The following is a 20,198-nucleotide window of genomic DNA, read 5'->3' as shown; positions in this document are numbered from 1 at the left end:
GTACCTGACACAACGCGGTGCAGCATTCGCCCCTGTAGGAGCTGGCTTGCCAGCGAAGGCGGCGTACCTGACACAACGCGGTGCAGCATTCGCGAGCAAGCTTGCTCCTACAGGGATGGCGGTGTACCTGATACACCGCGGTGTGGCATTCGCCAGCAAGCCGGCTCTACAGGGGGGGGGTGTAGGTCAGCTTTTGTTTTGCAGGCGCACCGCAAGCACGTCGCACGGCGCGCCGTGCAGTACGTCATTGGCGGTGGAGCCCAGCAGTAGCGCCAGACCGTGGCGGCCATGGCTGCCGACCACGATCAGGTCGCACCCTTGCTCCTTGGCCAGGTGGTGGATCTCCTGGCGGGGCTGGCCGTAGGTCAGGTGGCTGTATTCCTTGGACAGCTCCGGATACTTGATGATGAGCCGGTCCAGACGCTCCCGGGCCTGATCGAACTGCTGCTGTTGCAGTTGTGACAGGTCCATCGGTACGTCACCGCCAAAGGCCATGGCCATCGGCTCGACGATGTGCACCAGGGAGAGCTTGCAGCCGTTGCTCACCGACAGCTCGCGAGCGCGGTGGATGACAGGGTCGCACTCTTCGGTCAGGTCTACAGCGACCAGGATGTGGTTGTAGGGCATGAGGTGCTCCTCCTGAGGATTGCAATAAGGGTAAGTATGGCTGGTTTCAAGCGCATTGGTTTCAAAGTGACCCGGCGCGCTCATTTAAAAAAACGGGAGTACTGATATGACGGTCTGGATAGTGGTGTCAATCCTGTTAGTGGTCCTGAGCCCGCTGGCATGGTTGCGGCCGTCCCGTGGACAGAGCGGGCGCATGGCCCTGCGCATGGAGGCGCGACGCATCGGCCTGGCCATGCAACTGGCGCCGCAGGACTGGCCGCACTGGCTCAGCCCGGAGCCGCCGAGCCCGTGCGCGCAATACCATAGGCCACGGCGTGGCAATCGGCCAGCGTGCTGGAGCTATTGGCAAAAATCCCCGGGGTTGTGGGTGAATCAGTGGCAGGAGGTGTGTGAGGATCCTGTGTTGCTCAATCATTTCGAAAAATTGCCGGCCAATGTGTACAAGGTCGAGGCGGGCAAACAGATGATCACCTTGTACTGGGGCGAGAAGGGCGAAGCCGACGTGTTGCAGCACATCGACGCCACCCTCAAGGCCCTGGCCTGAACCCCGATCCCCTGCCCGCCCCCTGTAGGAGCGAGCTTGCTCGCGATGGTCGTCAACGAAAACGCGGGAAGTCTGACACCGCGCGGTGCTCTCAGGTTGTTCGCGAGCAAGCTCGCTCCTACAGGGAAGGGCGTGGCCTGCGGGTTTTATAAGGCAATAAAAAGCCCGATATCATCATCGGGCGGAAGTTGGCCAGGCAGGCCGGAAATTCTTTGTCACATTGATCTTGCGGCGGGTATTCACCCAACGCGTTGAAAAATATCTCATCTCCCCGCCAGCGTAGCCTGTTAAACCCAGGCTGCCACGATTTAGGGCGACTTTTCTAACAATTGATCCTATGAATGGCCGCACATGCATCCGCGTGTTGCAGGTCTTCGTGGTACGGAAGTGACCGTAAAGTCGCGCTTCAACCAGTATTTTGGGCGATTGACAATTGTCGGAAATTCCGTGAAGGTGGCGTACCCAAATCAAACGGGCGTATGAATTGAGCGTTTGTATTACAGATCGCTCCTACAGAATCCCGACTATCGCGTTGGCGGGTGTGCCGGGTGGATGGGCGTAGCATTGACGATAATCGTCCCTGCCGAGCCATTTGCCTGCGTCCGACGTGTACTGTTCAGCTTCCATATCGTGGAGATCAGTTGATGATTTACGAAGGTAAAGCCATCACGGTTAAGGCTCTTGAAAGTGGCATCGTCGAATTGAAATTCGACCTCAAGGGTGAGTCCGTCAACAAGTTCAACCGTCTAACCCTGAACGAACTGCGTCAGGCCGTAGACACCATCAAGGCAGATAATTCGATCAAGGGTGTGATCGTCAGCAGTGGCAAGGACGTGTTCATCGTTGGCGCCGACATCACCGAATTTGTCGAGAACTTCAAGCTGCCCGATGCAGAGCTTGTGGCAGGCAACCTCGAAGCCAACAGGATCTTCAGCGATTTCGAAGACCTGAACGTCCCGACTGTCGCCGCGATCAACGGCATCGCCCTGGGCGGCGGTCTGGAAATGTGCCTGGCGGCGGACTACCGCGTCATGGCCAACACCGCCAAGATCGGCCTGCCGGAAGTCAAGCTGGGCATCTACCCGGGCTTCGGCGGTACCGTGCGCCTGCCGCGCATCATCGGTGCCGACAACGCCATCGAGTGGATTGCCGCCGGCAAGGAAAATCGCGCTGAAGACGCGCTGAAAGTCGGCGCCGTCGACGCTGTGGTCGCCCCGGAGAAACTCCTGGACGCCGCACTCAACCTGATCAAGGGCGCCATCTCCGGCGAATTCGACTACAAGGCCAAGCGTCAGCCGAAGCTGGAAAAGCTCAAGCTCAACGCCATCGAACAGATGATGTCGTTCGAAACCGCCAAAGGGTTCGTCGCAGGCCAGGCCGGCCCGAACTACCCGGCACCGGTCGAAGCGATCAAGACCATCCAGAAAGCCGCGAACTTCGGTCGTGACAAGGCGCTGGAAGTCGAAGCCGCCGGTTTCGTCAAACTGGCCAAGACCTCTGCTGCGCAGTGCTTGATCGGTCTGTTCCTGAACGATCAGGAATTGAAGAAAAAGGCCAAGGCCTACGACGAAATCGCCAAGGACGTGAAGCAGGCTGCGGTATTGGGCGCAGGCATCATGGGTGGCGGTATCGCTTATCAGTCGGCGTCCAAAGGCACGCCGATCCTGATGAAAGACATCAACGAGCACGGCATCGAGCAAGGCCTGGCGGAAGCCGCCAAGCTGCTGGTGAGCCGCGTTGATAAAGGTCGCATGACCGCGGCGAAAATGGCTGAAGTGCTCAACGGCATTCGTCCGACCCTTTCCTACGGTGACTTCGGTCACGTCGACCTGGTCGTTGAAGCGGTCGTCGAGAACCCCAAGGTCAAGCAAGCCGTGCTGGCTGAAGTGGAAGGCCAGGTCAAGGAGGACACCATCCTCGCGTCCAACACCTCGACCATTTCCATCACCTTGCTGGCCAAGGCCCTCAAGCGTCCGGAAAACTTCGTCGGCATGCACTTCTTCAACCCGGTGCACATGATGCCGCTGGTGGAAGTGATCCGTGGCGAGAAGTCCAGCGAGCTGGCGATTGCCACCACCGTGGCCTACGCCAAGAAAATGGGCAAGAACCCGATCGTCGTCAACGACTGCCCGGGCTTTTTGGTCAACCGCGTGCTGTTCCCGTACTTCGGCGGTTTCGCCAAGCTGGTCAGCGCCGGTGTGGACTTCGTGCGCATCGACAAGGTCATGGAAAAATTCGGCTGGCCGATGGGCCCGGCGTACCTGATGGACGTGGTCGGCATCGACACCGGCCACCACGGTCGCGACGTGATGGCTGAAGGTTTCCCGGACCGCATGAAAGACGACCGCCGCTCGGCCGTCGACGTGCTCTACGAAGCCAAGCGCCTGGGCCAGAAGAATGGCAAGGGCTTCTACGCCTACGAGACCGACAAGAACGGCAAGCAGAAGAAAGTCGCCGACCCGTCGGTGCTGGAAGTGCTCAAGCCGATCGTGTTCGAACAGCGTGAAGTCACCGACGACGACATCCTCAACTGGATGATGATCCCGCTGTGCCTGGAGACCGTGCGTTGCCTGGAAGACGGCATCGTCGAAACCGCCGCCGAAGCCGACATGGGTCTGGTCTACGGTATTGGTTTCCCTCCATTCCGCGGCGGTGCGCTGCGCTATATCGATTCGATCGGTGTGGCCGAGTTCGTTGCCCTGGCTGACCAGTACGCTGATTTGGGCGCGCTGTACCACCCGACCGCAAAACTGCGTGAAATGGCCAAAACCGGCCAACGGTTCTTCGGTTAAGCGTCCAAACACTTGAGCGAGAGTGAAATTTTATGAGCTTGAATCCTAGAGACGTCGTGATTGTCGACTTCGGTCGTACGCCGATGGGCCGCTCCAAGGGCGGCATGCACCGCAACACCCGCGCCGAAGACATGTCGGCGCACCTGATCAGCAAACTGCTGGAACGCAACGTCAAGGTCGACCCGAACGAAGTCGAAGACGTGATCTGGGGCTGTGTGAACCAGACCCTGGAGCAGGGCTGGAACATCGCCCGCATGGCGTCCCTGATGACGCAGATCCCGCACACCGCTGCCGGCCAGACCGTCAGCCGCCTGTGTGGCTCGTCGATGAGTGCCTTGCACACTGCCGCGCAAGCGATCATGACCGGCAACGGTGACGTGTTCGTGGTGGGCGGCGTCGAGCACATGGGCCACGTGAGCATGATGCACGGTGTCGATCCGAACCCGCACATGTCGCTGTACGCGGCGAAAGCCTCGGGCATGATGGGCCTGACCGCGGAAATGCTCGGCAAGATGCACGGCATCTCTCGCGAACAACAGGACGCTTTTGGCTTGCGCTCCCACCAGCTCGCCCACAAGGCGACCCTGGAAGGCAAGTTCAAGGACGAGATCATCCCGATGCAGGGCTATGACGAGAACGGTTTCCTGAAACTGTTCGACTACGACGAAACCATTCGTCCGGAAACCACCCTGGAAAGCCTGGCGGCTTTGAAGCCAGCGTTTAACCCGAAGGGCGGCACCGTGACAGCGGGTACTTCGTCGCAGATCACCGACGGTGCTTCGTGCATGATCGTGATGTCGGCGCAGCGTGCCCAGGACCTGGGCATCCAGCCGCTGGCGGTTATCCGCTCGATGGCGGTGGCAGGTGTGGACCCGGCGATCATGGGCTATGGTCCAGTACCGGCGACGCAAAAAGCACTGAAGCGTGCGGGCCTTGGCATCAGCGATATCGACTTCTTCGAGCTCAACGAAGCGTTCGCCGCACAGGCCTTGCCGGTGCTGAAAGATTTGAAAGTGCTCGACAAGATGAACGAGAAGGTTAACCTGCACGGCGGCGCGATCGCCCTGGGTCATCCGTTCGGTTGCTCCGGTGCGCGTATCTCCGGCACCCTGTTGAACGTGATGAAGCAGAATGGCGGCACCTTCGGGGTAGCTACCATGTGCATTGGTCTCGGCCAAGGCATCTCCACCGTCTTCGAACGCGTTTAAGCGTTTTCGTTGAAGGAAGCCGGGGCCAAGTGCCCCGGTTTTTGTTTTTCTGAATTATTTTTTTTGTTTTTATTTTGAAAAGATTTGAGCGAGGGCCAAACCATGCCGATACAACCTGGTCTGTACGAGCATTACAAAGGTCCGCAGTACCGCGTATTCAGCATCGCGCGGCATTCGGAAACCGAAGAGGAAGTGGTCTTCTACCAAGCCCTGTATGGCGATTACGGCTTTTGGGTGCGTCCCTTGAGCATGTTCCTGGAGTCGGTCGAGGTTGACGGCGAACAGGTGCCGCGCTTTGCTTTGGTGCAAGCCGAACCGAGCCTTTTTTCCAAGCCATAAGCTGAGTGCGCGCGGAACCCTGCGCTTGACCTCACCTTGTAGCCACTATATATAGCGGTGCCGCGTCAGGCGCCAACCGCCTTTCACTTCTAGAATTCAGGAATTTTCTGATCCATGGGCAAATCGCTGGTCATTGTGGAATCCCCGGCTAAGGCCAAGACCATCAACAAGTATCTGGGTAACCAATACGTGGTGAAGTCGAGTATCGGCCATATCCGAGACCTGCCCACCAGCGGTTCGGCTAGCGCCAGCAAAGAGCCTGCCGCCAAGCGCGGCAAGGCCGCCGCGGGTGAAGGTCCGGTACTTACGCCGAAAGAGAAAGCGCGCAAGCAGCTGGTCTCGCGCATGGGCGTCGATCCCGATCATGGCTGGAAAGCCAAGTACGAGATCCTCCCGGGCAAAGAGAAAGTCATCGAAGAGCTGCGCCGGCTCGCAAAGGATGCTGACACCATCTATCTCGCAACCGACTTGGATCGCGAGGGGGAAGCCATTGCCTGGCACCTGCGCGAAGCCATCGGTGGCGACGACACCCGCTACAAGCGCGTGGTGTTCAACGAAATCACCAAGAAAGCGATTCAGGAAGCCTTCTCCAAGCCGGGCGAGCTGGACATCGACCGGGTCAACGCCCAGCAGGCGCGTCGTTTCCTCGACCGCGTGGTCGGTTACATGGTCTCGCCGCTGCTGTGGGCCAAGGTCGCCCGCGGCCTGTCCGCCGGTCGCGTGCAATCGGTTGCCGTGAAGCTGGTGGTCGAGCGTGAGCGTGAAATCCGTGCGTTCAACCCGGAAGAGTACTGGGAAGTGCACGCTGACCTCGGCACCGCCAAGGGCGCCACCGTGCGCTTCGACGTGGCTCGCGAGAAAGGCGAGGCCTTCAAGCCGCTCAACGAAGCCCAGGCCATGGCCGCGCTGGAGAAGCTCAAGTCTTCCAGCTACAGCATCGTCAAGCGCGAAGACAAGCCGACCAGCAGCAAGCCGTCGGCGCCGTTCATCACCTCCACCCTGCAGCAGGCCGCGAGCAACCGCCTGGGCTTCGGGGTGAAGAAAACCATGATGATGGCCCAGCGTTTGTACGAAGCGGGCTACATCACGTACATGCGTACCGACTCCACCAACCTCTCGGCCGATGCCGTGACGATGGCGCGCACTTATATTGAAGACGAGTTCGGCAAGAAGTACCTGCCGGAAAACCCCAACGTCTACAGCAGCAAGGAAGGCGCACAAGAGGCTCACGAAGCGATTCGTCCCTCCGACGCCAATACCGAGCCAAGCAAGCTGACAGGCATGGAGCGTGACGCTGAGCGGCTCTACGAGCTGATCTGGCGCCAGTTCCTCGCCTGCCAGATGCTGCCGGCGCAATACCTGTCGACCACGGTCACCGTCGGTGCCGGCGATTTCGAGCTGCGCGCCAAGGGCCGCATCCTCAAGTTCGACGGTTACACCCGCGTGATGCCGCAGATCGCCAAGCCAGGCGATGACGACGTGCTGCCGGACATGGCCCAGGGCGACGCGATGAAGCTGATCAAGCTTGATCCGACCCAGCACTTCACCAAGCCGCCGGCGCGTTACTCGGAAGCGAGCCTGGTCAAAGAAATGGAAAAACGCGGCATCGGTCGTCCTTCGACCTACGCGGCGATCATTTCGACCATCCAGGACCGCGGTTACGTGGCGCTGCACAACCGTCGTTTCTATTCGGAAAAGATGGGCGACATCGTCACCGAGCGCCTGGCCGAGAGCTTCTCCAATCTCATGGACTACGGCTTCACCGCCGGCATGGAAGAGAACCTCGATGACGTGGCCCAGGGCGAACGCGACTGGAAAAACGTGCTCGACGAGTTCTACGGCGACTTCAAGAAGAAGCTCGAAGTAGCCGAAAGCGCCGAAGGCGGGATGCGCGCCAACCAGCCGGTGATGACGGACATTCCGTGCGTGGTGTGCGGTCGTCCGATGCAGATTCGTACGGCGTCGACCGGTGTGTTCCTCGGTTGCTCGGGCTACAGCCTGCCGCCGAAAGAACGCTGCAAGGCCACCGTCAACCTGGTGCCGGGCGATGAAATCGCCGCGGACGACGAGGGTGAGTCGGAGTCGCTGGTGTTGCGTGGCAAGCACCGTTGCCCGATCTGCAGCACGGCGATGGACGCTTACCTGCTGGACGAGAAGCGCAAGTTGCACATCTGCGGCAACAATCCGGATTGCGACGGCTACGAAATCGAAGAGGGCAGTTATCGCATCAAGGGCTACGAAGGTCCGAGCCTGGAATGCGACAAGTGCGGCAGCGAGATGCAGCTAAAGACCGGCCGTTTCGGCAAGTTCTTCGGTTGCACCAACGCGACCTGCAAGAACACCCGCAAACTGCTGAAAAGCGGTGACGCGGCGCCGCCGAAGATGGACCCGGTGAAGATGCCTGAGCTGAAATGCGAAAAGGTCAACGACACCTACATCCTGCGCGACGGTGCTTCCGGGTTGTTCCTGGCCGCCAGCCAGTTCCCGAAAAACCGCGAGACCCGTGCGCCGCTGGTGATGGAGATCGTGCCGCACAAGGACGAGATCGATCCGAAGTACCACTTCCTGTGCGAAGCACCGAAGAAAGACCCGGACGGCCTGCCCACTGTGATCCGTTACAGCCGCAAGACCAAGGAGCAGTACGTGCAGACTGAAGTCGACGGCAAGCCGACTGGCTGGAAGGCATTCTACGACGGCGGCAAGTGGACAGTAGAAGACAAGCGCCCGGCAAAAGTCGCCAAGGCGTGAAATATGCTGTCTGATTGAACACGCGGTCCCTGTAGGCGCCGGCTTGCCGGCGAAGGACGTCAACGATAACGCGCGCTGTCTGGATGAGCGCGCCGCCCTCGGGTTCTTCGCGAGCAAGCTCGCTCCTACAGAGCGCGCGCCGTTGCCACAAAAGGCCGCATGACCACCTTCGGGTGTTCATGCGGCCTTTTTGTTTTGTGCTTGCGGGAGGCGCAGGTGATCCACGACACTGTCTGACCTGCGTGAAGCAATTATTTCGTTGTGGAGGCTGCCGTCATGGCCCACGAACTCTATACCCGTACCAACCAGAAGATTTATTTCGCCGGCCTGTCGCTGGAAGCGCTCGCCAAGGCCGAAGAGGGGCGGGCGATGAACTCGCTGGCGCTGATTCAGGCCGGTCGCGAATCGGCGTTGTTTCACCTGTACGGCGCGTTGCTGGGGTTGTGTCATGAAATCGCCGGCTTCTATCGCTTGCCCCAGGCCAATGCGCCGCGGGCGGAGATGCTGCTGACCCGGGAAGTGCTGGAAGCCATCGCCATTCCTGAAATGGCCGAGATGGTCGAACTGGCGCAGAACCCGCAAACCTGGCTGGCCAGGCTGCTGGCCGCCCATGCGGCGCTGTTTCAGCCGCCTCGGGCCCCGCACAAGCCGAAAGGCGATGTAACCCAGCCACTGATCCTGGCTGTTAACCTGGATGAAGAAGAGGCGCCTCAGGAATTGAGTCGGGAAGAGCTGGAAAGCTGGCGTCAGAACCTCAAGGGCCTGGCGATCCGGTTTCGCGAAGGGTTGAACGAGTGCTGAAAAACTGAGTGTCTGGCCGCTGTTTCGCTCAGGGAAGTGTGTTGTAGGAAATTTCCCTGAGTGATGACATCTGGTCAAGATCCCGAGCGAAGCCGGGAAGATGCCTATATAATCCCCGCCTTTCTTGGAGAACTCATCCTTATGCCAACGTCCTTTCTAGAAATTGTCGAGTTACCAGACGGCCGAATCGAGCTGCGCAGGGCCGAGGACGAGGGTTCTCTGGTTACTTTGGATTTCTCCGAGGATGCCAAGGCGTTCCTGCAAGGCCAGCACGTGGAAGTCGCCAAGGCGATGTTGAGCGTCGGCGTTCAGATGGCCGGACGCCTGGTTGAAGGTGAATTTGAACCGGATCAGGGGTCGCGGATTCTTCATTGATCCCCGTCTGTCGTTTTATTGCGGACATCGTTACAGATCGGCTTCTCAACCTCGGAGAAGCCCCGCGCTGCTCAGCGCATTCCCTTTGCCCGTCAACCCCAGTGTTTCCCCGTTAACCCAGTCGAATATTCAGGCTCTGCGCGTCCCCGGTCCGGGCGGCGCTGATCAACTGTTGCCGTGAGGCTGAGCTCAGCGGGTTGAGCCAGCTGACCACCGTATGGCTGCGACCCAGGCGCAGGGCTTCGCAGGTCAGTTGCTGGGCGCTCTGGGTGCCGCGCGGCTGCAGCAGCAGGATGCGTTCGCGATTCAGGCCGGCATCGCGCAGCCAGGTCTGGGTGAGGCTGGCGGGCGGGGCGATCAGGGTCAGCCAGCGGGCGTCCTGGTCCTCGCTCAATTCCCGGAGGATCGGTGCCAGAAGGTTCAGGCAGTTCCCGGCCGCACCACGTAGCGACAGCTCGCTGAACACGTCCGGTTCGGCACTCCAGGGCGACTCGACCACCTCTTTCAGGGTCGGCGCCAACGGCTGCACCATGAACGCCTCGAACAACGGCAACTGGGCTTGCTGTGGTGTATGTGGGAACTGCATAAAGCCTCCTTTTAGCGGCGAATGACGCCGACACTCAAGCCTTCGATCACCAGTTCCTGATCTTTCAGGTTCACTTCGATTGGGGCGAATTCAGGGTTTTCGGCCAGCAGCCAGACTTTGCTGCCATCGCGCTTGAAGCGCTTGACGGTCACCTCGTCGCCGATCCGCGCGACCACGATCTGGCCGTTGCGGGCTTCACGGGTGGTATGGACGGCCAGCAGGTCGCCGTCGAAAATGCCCACGTCCTTCATGCTCATGCCATGGACCCGCAGCAGATAGTCGGCGCGAGGATGGAAGAAGGTCGGGTTGATGTTGCAGGATTCTTCGATGTGCTGCTGGGCGAGGATCGGCGCACCGGCCGCCACGCGGCCGATGATCGGCAGGGTGGATTCGTCGGCCTTGGCTTCGAAACCGGGGATGCGAATGCCGCGGGAGGCCCCCGGGGTCATCTCGATGGCGCCCTTGCGGGCCAGTGCCTTGAGGTGTTCTTCCGCCGCGTTGGGCGACTTGAAACCCAGTTCCTGAGCGATTTCCGCGCGGGTCGGCGGGTAGCCGTTGTCATCTAGGCAGCGTTTGATGAAGGCCAGAATCTCTGCTTGGCGTGGCGTCAGCTTTAGCATATTGATCGCTCTGTCTTTTTATACAGTGACTGGGATTATATACAGTGGAACGGTCTTGGCAATGCCCGTTTTTTTGCCCGCCGCCAGACGGTCGATCAAGCCGCTGATTAAAGCGTTGCCGATGTATGGTTAAATAGCTGACCGACCGTTCCCGAAACGAACCGCCAGACTTGACAAGGCTGGGACTGAAACGTATGTTTCAAACAAGTGTTTGTCAGGCGGAGTAGCCATGGCCCAGTCGGAAACCGTTGAACGCATTCTCGATGCTGCCGAGCAATTGTTCGCGGAAAAAGGTTTCGCCGAAACCTCGTTGCGTCTGATCACCAGCAAGGCCGGGGTCAATCTGGCGGCGGTGAATTATCACTTCGGCTCGAAGAAGGCGCTGATCCAGGCGGTCTTCTCGCGCTTTCTCGGCCCGTTCTGCATCAGCCTCGACAAAGAGCTGGAGCGGCGCCAGGCCAAGCCTGAAAACAAGCCGACCCTCGAAGAACTGCTGGAAATCCTCGTCGAACAAGCCCTGGTGGTGCAGCCACGCAGCGGCAACGACCTGTCGATCTTCATGCGCTTGCTGGGCCTGGCCTTCAGTCAGAGCCAGGGCCATTTGCGGCGTTACCTGGAAGACATGTACGGCAAGGTGTTCCGCCGCTACATGACGCTGGTCAACGAGGCCGCCCCGCGGATTCCACCGATCGAACTGTTCTGGCGCGTGCACTTCATGCTCGGTGCCGCGGCGTTCAGCATGTCGGGGATCAAGGCCTTGCGCGCCATTGCCGAGACCGACTTCGGCGTCAACACCTCCATCGAGCAGGTCATGCGGCTGATGGTGCCGTTCCTGGCGGCCGGCATGCGTGCCGAAACCGGCGTGACCGACACGGCCATGGCCACCGCGCAGCTGCGTCCGCGTAGCAAATCGACACCCTTTGCCGCCAAGGTTTGACCCCGCACGGGTGGGCGCGGCAGCGGACATCCGCTAAGCTGGGCGCCCATGCCGACTCTCGTTTCGAACCTGCACCCCATTGTTTGCGCCAACCGGGCTATCACCCGGGGTGACCAATGCGTGCGAGCCGGGTTTATCGTTATCAAGGAATCTCTATGACTGCTGGCCTGCAAGGCTCGTTGATGGTGGACGTCGCCGGTACCTGGCTGACGGCCGAAGATCGCCAATTGTTGCGTCAACCCGAAGTGGGTGGCCTGATCATTTTTGCGCGCAACATCGAACACCCGCGCCAGGTGCGTGAATTGAGTGCGGCGATCCGCGCCGTTCGTCCCGACTGCTGCTGGCCGGTGGACCAGGAGGGTGGGCGGGTGCAACGCCTGCGCCAGGGCTTCATCCGGCTGCCGGCCATGCGGGCCGTTGCCGACAACCCGAATGCCGAGTTCCTGGCCGAGCAGTGCGGCTGGATCATGGCCACCGAAGTGCTGGCGGTCGGCCTCGACCTGAGCTTCGCCCCGGTGCTGGATCTGGATCACCAGCGCAGCGCCGTGGTCGGCACGCGTTCGTTCGAAGGCGACCCGGAGCGCGCGGCCTTGCTGGCCGGTGCCTTCATCCGCGGCATGAACAGCGCCGGCATGGCGGCCACCGGCAAGCACTTCCCCGGTCACGGCTGGGCCGAGGCCGATTCCCATGTGGCCATCCCCACCGATCAGCGCAGCCTCGATGAGATCCGCGCCAATGACCTGGTGCCGTTCGCCCGCTTGAGCAAGCAACTGGCCGCCGTCATGCCGGCCCACGTCATTTATCCACAGGTCGATGCCCAGCCCGCCGGTTTCTCCCGCCGCTGGTTGCAGGACATCCTGCGTGGCGAGTTGCAATTCGACGGGGTGATCTTCAGCGACGACCTGTCGATGGCGGGTGCCCATGTGGTCGGCGATGCCGCCAGTCGTATCGAAGCGGCGCTGACGGCCGGTTGCGACATGGGCCTGGTGTGCAACGACCGCGCCGCCGCCGAACTCGCGCTGAGCGCCGCCCAGCGCTTGAAAGTCAAACCGTCGCCACGCATTGCGCGGATGCGCGGCCAGGCCTGGGCCAACACTGAATATCGTCAGGACCCGCGCTGGCTGGCCGCTGTCGGCGCGCTCAAAGAAGCTCAACTGATTGATTGAGGACGTTCCCCATGACGGTTTACGCGATTATCGGTGGCAGTGGCCTGACCCGGCTCGATGGCTTGGACATTCGCCAGTCACTGGCAGTGGACACGCCTTACGGCGCGCCGTCGGCCGAGGTGCAGATCGGTGAGTACGCCGGCAAGGACGTGCTGTTCCTCGCGCGCCACGGTCATCCGCACCGTTTGCCGCCGCATCGGGTGAACTACCGCGCCAACCTCTGGGCGCTGAAGCAGGCCGGCGCCGAGGCGATTCTCGCGGTCAATGCCGTGGGCGGGATTCACCCCATGATGACCCCCGGGTTTTTGTGCGTACCGCATCAGTTGATCGACTACACCAGCGGTCGCGAACACACCTATTTCGCCGATAATCTTGAACAGGTCACCCATATCGATTTCAGCGCTCCCTATAGCGAAGACCTGCGCCAGCAGCTGATCGCGGCACTGGTGGCGGAGAACGTCGGGTTTGCCAGTCAGGGCGTGTACGCCTGCACCCAGGGGCCACGGCTGGAAACCGCCGCGGAGATCGAGAGACTGGAGCGCGACGGCTGCGACATCGTCGGCATGACCGGCATGCCGGAAGCGGCCTTGGCCCGTGAGCTGGAGATGGATTACGCCTGCCTGGCGCTGGTGGTGAACCTGGCGGCGGGCAAGTCGACGGCGGTGATTACCGCGGCCGGGATCGAACAGGCGTTGCGGGATGGGATGGGGAAGGTCAATTCGACGCTGGCGCGGGTGCTGAAAGGCTAAGTTGTGCGCCACCGTCGCTAATTCATCTTCAAAAGCATCGAGTGTATGTCTGCAATTATTGAGCAAATTCAACAGCTGCCATGGGCGGAAGCATTCAGTCATCGCGCTCTGGATAAGGCGCGCAGATATGCCCATGAACGTCGGGTAAAAATTCTCGAACTTGATGATGTGTTGGTTCGTGCAACCTGCAGGGGTTCCCAAGGTAACGTCTACGAACAGCAGATCGAACTGGTCGAAGACGCCAATGGCGATTTTGAGCTGGATTGCTTCTGCTCATGCCCTGTAGTGGTCGATTGCAAACACTGCGCAACCGTTATCTATCACTTGCAGGACCTTCCTGTCGCGGCGACTGACAGTCCTGCTTCTGTTCACTTGAATCGTGAGCTGGAGCGCTGGATCGACGGTATTCCTTCTACAAGCAATCCCGCCGATGAGCCGGCACAGGGGACAAGTACGCGCCTGTTTTACACACTCAGGGCTACACCCACTGCCGGTAGATGGACGCTTGAAATCTTCAAGGCCCGCCAACTCAAGAGTGGCGTGTTGCAAGACATCAAGTCGATGTACTCGCTGTCGGACACGCTGATACGTCAACCCGGTTACCTGACGGAACTCGACCTTCGAATCGCCAGGCTGTTAGTCGCCGTTCACTCCCATCACGCGTATTACGCCGGCTATCCATTGGAAGGCAGCAGCGGCGCCGAGCTTATTGAGATGCTGTTGCGGACCTCGCGTCTTTTCCTCGATCTCCAACAGTCGCAACCCTTGACGCCTGGTATGCGCAGAGCAGGTCAATTTGTCTGGGCCGAACAAGCCAACGGCAGTTTCCGCCCGCAATGGGGCAGCGACGAAGCGCCAGTGGAAACGATCCTGGCCTTGGAGCCCTTGTACTATCTGGATCGCGAGCGGCTGCAAATCGGGCCACTGTTCAGCGAGATGGATGAAAAACTGGCGTGTCACCTGTCGTTGGCCCCGGAGATCCCGGCTCGCCAGGCCATGCAGTTCAGCCATCGGATGAGAGCGGCGACTCAAGTTGCGCCGCCGCCGCATACGTTGACGGAACGGGTCATCGAGGGCGTTTTCCCTCAGGCTCATCTGGTGCTCGCCAGCGGCACGCGTTACGTCCGCTGGCAGCATGAACCCGAGCACCGCGCCGCGTTGGCGTTCACCTACAACGGCCATCCAGTGTCGGACAGGAGCCCGGAGGTGTTGATCCTTTCAGGGACTGAAACCCAGCGTATCCAGCGCAACCCGGTCGCCGAAAAAGCCCTGCGCCAGGCCCTGCAAAAACACGGTTTCAAAAAGGCTACGCGCAAAAGCAGTCTGGACCGCCCCGGCGAAATGTTCACCCTGGCGGATGATGCGACCTGGCTGGCCTTTGCGCAGGACGGGGTCCCGGCGCTGCGGCAGCAAAACTGGCTGATCGATATCAGCGAAAACTTTCACTTCAGCGTGCAGCCTGTAGAGGAGTGGTATGCAGAGGTGGAGGAAGAGTCGGGGCACCAGTGGTTCGATCTGCAACTGGGTATCGTCGTCAACGGCGAGCGTCACAGTCTGTTACCCATCCTCCTGCATTTGTTGCGCAGCCAGCCACAGTTGATGGACCCCGCAAGCTTGGCCCAACGCAACGATGATGAACTGTTGCTGATCGGACTTGGCGACGGGCGTTTCGGTGCCAAGCCCCAGGGCAAAGTCGCGCTGCCCTATGGTCGGATCAAACCGCTGATGGCCACCTTGGGCGCGTTGTACCTGGGTGACCATGTGGGTGACTCCTTGCGTCTGAGTTTGCCGGATGCCGCGCGCCTGAGCGCGCTGGAAGGCGTACCACTGGTGTGGCAGGGCGGTGAGCGCCTGCGCGGTTTTGCCAAGCGCCTGCGTGAGTCGAACCATGCTCACGTCCCGGCGCCCGAAGGGTTGAAAGCGACCCTGCGACCGTATCAGCTGGAAGGGCTGAACTGGATGCAAACCCTTCGCGAACTGGAAGTGGGCGGCATCCTCGGCGACGACATGGGCCTGGGTAAAACCCTGCAAACCCTGGCTCACCTGCTGACGGAAAAACAGGCCGGCCGGCTCGATCATCCGGCACTGGCCGTGATGCCTACCAGCCTGATCCCCAACTGGCTCGACGAATCCCTGCGCTTTACTCCGCAGCTCAAGGTGCTGGCGCTGCATGGCGCTGCACGGCAAAAAGACTTTGCCAGCCTTGCTGAATACGACCTGGTGCTGACCACCTACGCGTTGCTGCCTCGGGACCTGGAGATTTTGCAGCCGCAAGTCTGGAGCGTGCTGATTCTCGACGAAGCGCAGAACATCAAGAATCCGCTCAGCAAAGCAGCTCAGGCCGCCCGTGATCTACAGGCTCGCCAGCGATTGTGTCTGTCCGGCACCCCGCTGGAAAACCACCTCGGCGAGTTGTGGTCGCAATTCCACTTTCTGTTGCCCGGGTGGCTGGGCGACAGCAAAACCTTCAACCGCGACTACCGCACGCCGATCGAAAAGCATGGCGACACCGAGCGGATGCGCCACCTGAGCGCTCGGATAAAACCCTTCTTGCTACGTCGCAAGAAAGACCAGGTGGCGACCGAACTGCCGCCGAAAACCGAGATTGTGCATTGGGTTGATCTCAGCGACGGGCAGCGGGATGTGTATGAAACCGTGCGGGTTGCGATGGACAAGAAGGTCCGCGACGAAATTGCCCGCAGTGGCGTTGGGCGCAGTCAGATCATCATCCTCGATGCGCTGCTCAAGCTGCGCCAGGTGTGCTGCGATCTACGGTTGATCAAGACGCCGGTCACCGCCAAATCCCTGCGTTCGGGCAGCGGCAAACTGGTCAGCCTGATGGAGATGCTGGAAGAGCTGCTCAGCGAAGGCCGCAAGATTTTGCTGTTTTCGCAGTTCACGTCGATGCTGGCTTTGATTGAGGAAGAGTTGCAGCAGCGTGGCCTGGGTTACTCGTTGCTGACCGGTGAAACGACGGATCGACGTACACCGGTCAAGGATTTCCAGAGCGGTAAAGTGCCGTTGTTTCTCATCAGTCTGAAGGCCGGTGGCACCGGGCTGAACCTCACGGCGGCGGACACGGTGATCCATTTCGATCCGTGGTGGAACCCGGCGGTCGAGAACCAGGCGACCGACCGCGCCTACAGGATCGGGCAAAACAACCCCGTGTTCGTCTACAAGCTGATTGCCAGGGGTACGGTGGAAGAAAAGATACAGGCGTTGCAGCAGGAGAAAGCCGTTCTGGCCGAAGCGGTGCTTGAAGGTGGGGCGACGGGTGGGTTGAAGCTTGAGCAGAGTGATATCGAGGCATTGTTTGCACCGCTGCCCAATCTCAAGTCCTGATAGCGTTTTTCTTCAGTAATGGCCCCATCGCGAGCTTGCTCGCGATGGCGGCCTACCAGGCGCCGCCGATCTCAGCGCTTCTCCAGCTTCTCCGGCAACGGCGCAAACAACGCTTCGATATCATCACTCTGCAACTTCCAGTCCCCGGCCTTGCGCCCGTCCAGCACGCCGGCGGCGAGGTCGGATTTTTCTTTCTGCAGGTGCTGGATCTTCTCTTCCACCGTGCCCCGGGCAATCAGCTTGTAGACGAATACCGGTTTCTCCTGGCCAATGCGATACGCGCGGTCGGTCGCCTGGTTTTCGGTCGCCGGGTTCCACCATGGGTCGTAGTGGATCACGGTGTCCGCTTCGGTCAGGTTCAAGCCAACGCCGCCGGCCTTCAGGCTGATCAGAAAGATCTGCCGCTTGCCGCTCTGGAAGTCCTTCACCGGCGTACGCCGGTCGCGGGTCTGGCCGGTCAGCAGGGCATAGGCGACACCGCGTTTGGTCAGCTCGGCCTCGATCAGCGCCAGCATTGAGGTGAACTGCGAAAACAGCAACACCCTCCGTCCTTCCTCGAACAACTCCTCGAGCATTTCCATCAGGCTGTCGAGCTTGCCCGAGGTGCTGCCGCGCGCGGGCAGGGTGGCTTCGTTGACCAGGCGCAAATCGCAGCACACCTGGCGCAGCTTGAGCAGCGCCTCGAGAATGATGATCTGGCTGCGCGCCACGCCCTTGCGGGTGATTTCGTCGCGGACTTTCTTGTCCATCGCCAGGCGCATGGTTTCGTACACGTCGCGCTGGGCTTCGTTGAGTTCGACCCAGTGGATGATCTCGGTTTTCGGCGGCAACTCGGTGGCCACCTGCTCCTTGGTCCTGCGCAACAGGAAGGGTTTGATCCGACCGTTGAGGTGTTGCAGGCGTACTTCACTGCCGCGCTTTTCAATCGGCACGCGGTAATCGCGGTTGAAGCTTTTTATATCGCCAAGCCAGCCGGGCAACAGGAAGTGAAACAGTGACCACAGCTCGCCCAGGTGATTCTCCAGTGGCGTGCCACTCAGGCACAGGCGCTGGCGCGCATTCAGCTCGCGCGCGGCCTGGGCCGCCTTGCTGTTGGGGTTCTTGATGTACTGCGCCTCATCCAGCACCAGTACGTGCAACGGCTGCGCCGCCAGCCGTTCGACGTCCTTGGGCAGCAGCGCATAGGTGGTGAGGATCAGGTCGTAATCGGCCAACTGGTCGAAATGCTTTTTGCGACTGGCGCCGTACAGCGCCAGCACCTTGAGTTGCGGGGTGAAGTGCGCCGCTTCATCGAGCCAGTTGGGGATCAGGCTGGTGGGCATCACCACCATGCACGGCCGATCGAGGCGCCCGGCGTTTTTCTCGCTGAGAATGTGCGCCAGGGTCTGCAGGGTTTTACCCAGCCCCATGTCGTCCGCGAGAATCCCGCCGACTTCCAGTTGGCGCAACGACTGCATCCAGCTCAGGCCTTCCAGCTGATACGGACGCAAGGTGGCGTTCAGGCCTTCGGGGGCGGTGGCGGTGTGATCCTTGATGTCCCGCAGGCGCTGGGCAAAGGTGCGGATCTGTTCGCCGCCTTCCCACAGCAGCGGCAGGTCTTCCAGCGGATTCAGGCGCGTGGCGTCGGCCTTGCTCAGGCGCAGGGTGGTCTCGCCGGGCTCTTGCAGATAGAACTCGCCGAGGGTCGCCAGTACCGGTTTCAAGCGGCCGAAGGGCAGGGCGACTTGCAAGGGCCCGTGTTCGGAATTGGGACGGTGGGGGATGTTCACCAGGATCAGCTCGTCGTCGCGCCGCCGGGCCAGGCGCTCCGGGTTGAGGATCTCGGTGTGGGAGCGCATCAGGTTCAACAGGATCGGCAGCAGGCTCAGGCGCTCACCGTTGACGATGATCCCCAGTTCCAGGTCGAACCAGTCACGTTCAGGGGCCTGTTCGACCGTGGCGTACCAGTCGTCCACCGCCGTCAGGTCGAAACCGAAGTCCTCGTCGATCTGCAACTCCCAGCCCTGGGTGCGCAGCTTCGGCAGTTCATTGAGGGTGAAGGTCAGCCAGGCGCTGTCGTTGACCATCTCGAACAGCTCGCCGGCGCTTTCCGGCAGGGCTTTGCTTTGCCGGGTGGCGACCTTGAAGCCGAGGATTCGCAACTGTTCCCTGTAGGATTGTTCGATTTCCGGATGACGTTTTATCCGCAGTGTCTGGGTTTCCTGGCGAATCAGCACGTCGGCGTTCTTCTGCCCGCTGACGTATTCATCCAGGTAGCTGAACGACAGGGCGGCGCGATGCTGGATGTAGCGCTGCATCTTGCCGTTGCGCGGTTCGAAGGCGCTGAACTCGACGCTCGCCAGCCACAGGCGCGGCACCGGTTGCACGTTGTCCACCAGCACTTGGGGCGCTTTCGGGTTGCGGTTGTCCAGCACCGCCTGGAGTTTTTCCAGCAGCTCGGCGTCTTTGGCCGCGGCGGGGTAGTTGAGGGTTTCCTGCACTTGCAGCAACACCGCCGCGCAATGTTTGCAGTTGCTGTGGACCGGGCACGTGCAGTGGGCGTCGATCATCAGCAACGTGCCTTTGGCCGACTCGCGCAGGCGAATCGTCTGACGGTAAACGTTAGCGCCAGAGCCTTCGCAGGCGGCGATGATGGTGGCGTCGCCGGCCTCGACGATCCTGACGCGATTTTCCAGGGCGTAGCGGCGGCCACGCTCCAGGCTCTGTTCCTTGAATCGGCTGACCCAGGAAGGTGCCAGGGGTTTGCTCAGGGTCGGGGACATAAGGACTTCAATCAGTCCGGAATTTCATCGGGGACTGGCCGAGGCGCAGGGGCGGTCAGCGAAGTGATCTTGATCAGCAGGCCGAGGTGGCCGTTGTCGAGGAAGTTCAGCTGGCCGTTCTTGGTGTGGCTTTCCTGTTTCATGCGTTCGCTGGCAGTGACCATGCCGTTGGCGTCGATCTGGTTGACCCAGAAATCCGCGTCGACGTCGGTAAAGCGCCCCAGTTTCAGGCTCAGCGTGCCCTCGATCGGGAACTGGCCGAATTGTTCCGCGCCGTCGCTGATCGCGACTTTGCTGGCCTCTTCACCGAGGTTCTGCTGCCACGCCTTGTGCAGCAATACCGTGTAGTCGTTGCTGGCGGTGAGCTTCTCCACTTCGGGATTGAGGCTCGGCGTGCGGAAGCTGTCGGGGTCGATGCGCTGGGCGCCGGCCGCCCAGTCTTCCGGCGCGGCTTTGCTGACAATGGCAGGCACGGCGTTTTGCCGCACCAGGATCATTTCGACCTGATACAGATCATCGGCAAATGCCGTCGGGATGACCAGAGTCATCAACGTAGGGACGACCAAAGCCATCAACAAGGTCAGTGTGCGGAACAGGCGCAT

The 20,198-nt window shown here is 60.6% G+C and carries 16 protein-coding genes and 1 pseudogene; 12 read left to right on the top strand and 5 right to left on the bottom strand.

All coding sequences use genetic code 11. The features are described from left to right. Window positions 1-186: 186 nt before the first annotated feature. A complete protein-coding gene (locus BZ163_RS10615; RefSeq protein ID WP_128870870.1) occupies window positions 187-627 on the bottom strand; it encodes a universal stress protein in 441 nt (146 codons plus the stop codon). 106 nt (window positions 628-733) lie between these two features. Between BZ163_RS10615 and BZ163_RS10610 the strand changes: the two genes are divergently transcribed. The 8 genes and pseudogenes from BZ163_RS10610 (at window position 734) to BZ163_RS10575 (ending at window position 9,434) form a co-directional block, all read left to right on the top strand. Further along, window positions 734-1,171 carry a hypothetical protein gene (locus BZ163_RS10610; protein ID WP_128870869.1) on the top strand — a complete coding sequence of 146 codons (438 nt, stop codon included), beginning with the start codon at window positions 734-736 and terminating at the stop codon, window positions 1,169-1,171. A 45-nt stretch (window positions 1,172-1,216) separates the two neighbouring features. Next, a pseudogene (locus BZ163_RS35525) lies at window positions 1,217-1,294 on the top strand (outer membrane lipoprotein carrier protein LolA); the annotation flags it as partial. Between the two features lie 521 nt (window positions 1,295-1,815). Then, window positions 1,816-3,963, top strand: a complete 2,148-nt coding sequence (gene fadB, locus BZ163_RS10600) for a fatty acid oxidation complex subunit alpha FadB (protein ID WP_128870868.1) — start codon at window positions 1,816-1,818, stop codon at window positions 3,961-3,963. Window positions 3,964-3,995: 32 nt separating this feature from the next. Beyond that, window positions 3,996-5,171, top strand: a complete 1,176-nt coding sequence (gene fadA / locus BZ163_RS10595) for an acetyl-CoA C-acyltransferase FadA (protein ID WP_128870867.1) — start codon at window positions 3,996-3,998, stop codon at window positions 5,169-5,171. A 102-nt stretch (window positions 5,172-5,273) separates the two neighbouring features. Then, a complete protein-coding gene (locus BZ163_RS10590) occupies window positions 5,274-5,510 on the top strand; it encodes a DUF1653 domain-containing protein (RefSeq protein ID WP_128870866.1) in 237 nt (78 codons plus the stop codon). Between the two features lie 114 nt (window positions 5,511-5,624). After that, the gene (topA, locus tag BZ163_RS10585) at window positions 5,625-8,258 is read left to right on the top strand and encodes a type I DNA topoisomerase (protein ID WP_128870865.1); all 2,634 of its coding nucleotides are present in this window, start codon (window positions 5,625-5,627) and stop codon (window positions 8,256-8,258) included. A 276-nt stretch (window positions 8,259-8,534) separates the two neighbouring features. Continuing rightward, on the top strand, window positions 8,535-9,059 hold the full coding sequence (locus tag BZ163_RS10580) for a DUF6586 family protein (RefSeq protein WP_128870864.1): 525 nt from the start codon (window positions 8,535-8,537) through the stop codon (window positions 9,057-9,059). A gap of 141 nt (window positions 9,060-9,200) precedes the next feature. Next, window positions 9,201-9,434 carry a hypothetical protein gene (locus tag BZ163_RS10575; protein ID WP_128870876.1) on the top strand — a complete coding sequence of 78 codons (234 nt, stop codon included), beginning with the start codon at window positions 9,201-9,203 and terminating at the stop codon, window positions 9,432-9,434. Window positions 9,435-9,546: 112 nt separating this feature from the next. On the opposite strand, the gene sulA is transcribed toward BZ163_RS10575, so the two are convergent. Continuing rightward, entirely contained in the window at window positions 9,547-10,020 is a 474-nt protein-coding gene (sulA, locus tag BZ163_RS10570; protein ID WP_128870863.1) for an SOS-induced cell division inhibitor SulA, read from the bottom strand. A gap of 11 nt (window positions 10,021-10,031) precedes the next feature. Beyond that, the gene (lexA, locus tag BZ163_RS10565; protein ID WP_128870862.1) at window positions 10,032-10,640 is read right to left on the bottom strand and encodes a transcriptional repressor LexA; all 609 of its coding nucleotides are present in this window, start codon (window positions 10,638-10,640) and stop codon (window positions 10,032-10,034) included. A 229-nt stretch (window positions 10,641-10,869) separates the two neighbouring features. On the opposite strand from lexA, the gene BZ163_RS10560 reads away from it, so the two are divergent. The 4 genes from BZ163_RS10560 to BZ163_RS10545 all read left to right on the top strand — a co-directional run bounded on the left by BZ163_RS10560 (window position 10,870) and on the right by BZ163_RS10545 (window position 16,834). After that, window positions 10,870-11,577, top strand: coding sequence for a TetR/AcrR family transcriptional regulator (locus BZ163_RS10560; protein WP_128870861.1), 708 nt, complete (start codon window positions 10,870-10,872; stop codon window positions 11,575-11,577). A 155-nt stretch (window positions 11,578-11,732) separates the two neighbouring features. Beyond that, complete coding sequence (nagZ, locus tag BZ163_RS10555) at window positions 11,733-12,743, top strand: beta-N-acetylhexosaminidase (RefSeq protein WP_128870860.1); 1,011 nt, start codon at window positions 11,733-11,735, stop codon at window positions 12,741-12,743. An 11-nt stretch (window positions 12,744-12,754) separates the two neighbouring features. Further along, a complete protein-coding gene (locus tag BZ163_RS10550) occupies window positions 12,755-13,492 on the top strand; it encodes an S-methyl-5'-thioinosine phosphorylase (RefSeq protein ID WP_128870859.1) in 738 nt (245 codons plus the stop codon). 45 nt (window positions 13,493-13,537) lie between these two features. Next, entirely contained in the window at window positions 13,538-16,834 is a 3,297-nt protein-coding gene (locus BZ163_RS10545; protein WP_128870858.1) for a DEAD/DEAH box helicase, read from the top strand. Window positions 16,835-16,905: 71 nt separating this feature from the next. On the opposite strand, the gene BZ163_RS10540 is transcribed toward BZ163_RS10545, so the two are convergent. Next, window positions 16,906-19,596, bottom strand: coding sequence for a DEAD/DEAH box helicase (locus BZ163_RS10540; protein WP_128870857.1), 2,691 nt, complete (start codon window positions 19,594-19,596; stop codon window positions 16,906-16,908). Window positions 19,597-19,607: 11 nt separating this feature from the next. Continuing rightward, window positions 19,608-20,198, bottom strand: a complete 591-nt coding sequence (locus BZ163_RS10535) for a CsiV family protein (RefSeq protein ID WP_128870856.1) — start codon at window positions 20,196-20,198, stop codon at window positions 19,608-19,610.

This window comes from Pseudomonas sp. VI4.1 (assembly GCF_002029345.1).
Lineage (GTDB): Bacteria > Pseudomonadota > Gammaproteobacteria > Pseudomonadales > Pseudomonadaceae > Aquipseudomonas.
The sequence above is the reverse complement of the archived record's forward strand: the minus strand, read 5'-3'. Positions and strand labels throughout refer to the sequence as shown.